Raw genomic sequence first — 2,532 nt, 5'->3', positions numbered from 1 at the left:
CGCTGTACTGGATGCGCTCTTCTTCCGGTATCAGGTTGAGCACTGCATCCATTAATGACGATTTCCCGGCGGCGCTGCTGCTTTGTATCAGGACAGCCAAGGGTTTGGGCAGTTTGCGGCTGACGGCGGCCAGATAGCCCGCCAACAGGTTGGTCGATTCGCCGACAACCCCACAGGCGCTCAGGTCGGCGGTGATGCGGCTGATAAGTTCGGGGTCTTTCAGCAGGGCTTCGGCGGCGTGTTGTTCATCCGCACTCAGGGAGTGAGCGGCCTGCGCCGTGTCCGCCCCTGCCCATGCCCGTTGTTCCAGCACCAGTAACACCCGCCCCAGCTCACGCTTAATCAGCGTTTCCGGCAAGGCCAGCTCGGTACTGGCCTGACGCACGAAGGCCGACCGGGCACGGGCGCTCAGGATATCGAGGCTGTCCACGAACTGCGCCCCGCTGGGTTTGTCGGTTAACTGCACATTGACTTTCATCACCGTGACACCGGCTTTCTGTTGCGCCCCGCGTATCCGCCATTCCTGCCCGTCCTGCCGGACCACGATATCCCCGTTGTCGGCAAGTGTCGTGACCACACCCGGTTCAGGCACCAAAGCCGCCGCAGGGACTGACACCGTGGCGGCGGTATTTTGGTTTGCCAGCGGCGTTTTTGTGGGTTCACCGAGCCACTGTGCCGCGTCCAGTAACTGGCCGAAGGCATTTTCAGGGTTTGCCACCTCGCAGCTAAAACGATTGGCATCGCTGCCTTCGGGGAACACGACCCGCCAGACATCCAGCCCGGCCAGTTGCAACTCTGCCGCCAGTTGCACCGCCGCTTCATTGCCCGCTTTATCATTGTCATAGGCAATATGCACCTGCCGGATGTCATGCTGCCGGAAGGCCGCCCGGTGCGCATCGGTAAAGCCGTTTACCCCATATGAGCAGGTCACATGGCGATACCCCGCACACCAGAACGACATCGCATCAATCAGCGATTCACACAGGATCACCGAGGCTGAACCAGCCAGCCCGGCTTCATTCCAGACCCCGCCATGCGCCCCCGGCAGATACAGGTGCAGCGGGGTGCCTGCCCGCAGGCGGTCCGTGATTTTGCGGCCGTACAGCTCCTGTACCTGACCGTCAGCCCCGATCACCGGCACCACAAGCGAGCCGCTGAAGTGTTCATGGCCGCTCTCCCGCAGCAACCCGGCCGCCTGAAGCCGGGCGCGGATCTCGGCACCGGCTTTCTGTTTTTTCTCCGGCAGCCGGTAACCGAGGGTGCGGTTGGCAAAGCCGAGCTTAAAATGGCTGGCCAGTTCGGGATGGTCAAGGCGGCGTTTTTTCAGGTATTGATGCGCTTCCGGGGCATTGAGCAGGGTCTGGTGATAGAACCCGACCACCCGTAACAGCAGCGCCTGTTGCCCGGCGGCATCCCCGACATCCCCGGCCAGTTCCTCACTGGCAACCAGTGGCTCAACCGCAGGATTGACACCCAACACGGCACGCAACCGCTCCACGGCATGGCGCAGGCTCAATCCCTCGGTTTTCATCACCCAGTCCAGCACCGAGCCGCCCGCATCGCAGCCAAAGCAGTGGTAGAGGTTTTTCGACGGCGTGATCACCATCGAGGGCGTTTTTTCCTGATGGAACGGGCACAGCACGGCCATGTCCTTGCCGCGCGGGGTTAGCTTCCGCCCCTGCTGCTCGATAACAGCCACCAAGGAGACGGCGGCTTTCAGGTGCTGTAATTCTGCTTCCGGGATGCGAGCCATATCGATAATCCTTCAAAGCGTGTCAATAGGGTTTGGATAAAAATAACTCGACATCAATATACCACATATTGTAGTATTAACAACAGATAGTGGTAAAACGTGAGGTAAGTTATGGCTGTCTTATTACATCCAAGAACGGTAACAGCTATGGCTATCAGTAACGAAGAACGCGATTTTTTCATTGCATTAGGGGAACGGATCACCCTGTTACGTAAAGAACGTGGCATAACTCAGGCTGAACTGGCACAGAAGCTTAATGTTTCACAACAGACTGTGCAGGCATGGGAAGCAGGGCGGCGAAGGATCAAAGTGTCTTCACTACCTATTGTGGCAAAAATATTTTCAGTTTCATTGGAGGATTTATTCGGGGAGGAACCGGAAAAAGTCAACCGTAAACGCGGCCCGGCACCAAAGTGGCAGCAGCAGATTGAAGAGATTGATAATTTACCCAAGACGAAGCAGAAGATGATTTCAGAGATGTTAAGCGCCCTGATAGCGCAAGCGAGAGTCACAGACTGATAAATAACGTGGGGTTTAAAGGCTGGCACCTTTAAACCCCGCTGACCACAACCAACTACAGAGGAGTTGAATAATGGCTAAGGCGCATTCTAAGCAAAACGCAGCTCAAAATAAAGCCGCGAAAACAGAACGTTATTACACCGTGGGATACGTGCCGCAAAACGGCAGTGAGAACCCGCCCCCGATGATCCGCCTTAAGGGGCAATGGCTTAAACAAGCGGGGTTTGAGATTGGCGGCTCAGTGACGGTGAAAATCATGG

3 protein-coding genes are annotated in these 2,532 nt (G+C 56.9%); 2 read left to right on the top strand and 1 reads right to left on the bottom strand.

Annotated features, from left to right (window positions below):
- A partial coding sequence (locus tag PSI17_RS16465) for a DNA primase (protein WP_273552995.1) occupies positions 1-1,753 on the bottom strand: 1,753 nt, incomplete at its 3' end.
- A gap of 111 nt (positions 1,754-1,864) precedes the next feature.
- On the opposite strand from PSI17_RS16465, the gene PSI17_RS16460 reads away from it, so the two are divergent.
- Complete coding sequence (locus tag PSI17_RS16460; RefSeq protein ID WP_273552994.1) at positions 1,865-2,272, top strand: helix-turn-helix domain-containing protein; 408 nt, start codon at positions 1,865-1,867, stop codon at positions 2,270-2,272.
- A 73-nt stretch (positions 2,273-2,345) separates the two neighbouring features.
- The coding region (locus PSI17_RS16455; protein WP_273552993.1) for a SymE family type I addiction module toxin at positions 2,346-2,532 on the top strand (187 nt) is incomplete at its 3' end.

The sequence above is a fragment of the Xenorhabdus sp. IM139775 genome (assembly GCF_028598745.1).
In the GTDB taxonomy this organism is placed as follows: domain Bacteria; phylum Pseudomonadota; class Gammaproteobacteria; order Enterobacterales; family Enterobacteriaceae; genus Xenorhabdus.
The sequence above is the reverse complement of the archived record's forward strand: the minus strand, read 5'-3'. Positions and strand labels throughout refer to the sequence as shown.

Bases quoted from the DNA above. Each gene is read 5' to 3' on its own strand.
- PSI17_RS16460 (WP_273552994.1), top strand. From the start codon at position 1,865: ATGGCTGTCTTATTACATCCAAGAACGGTAACAGCTATGGCTATCAGT.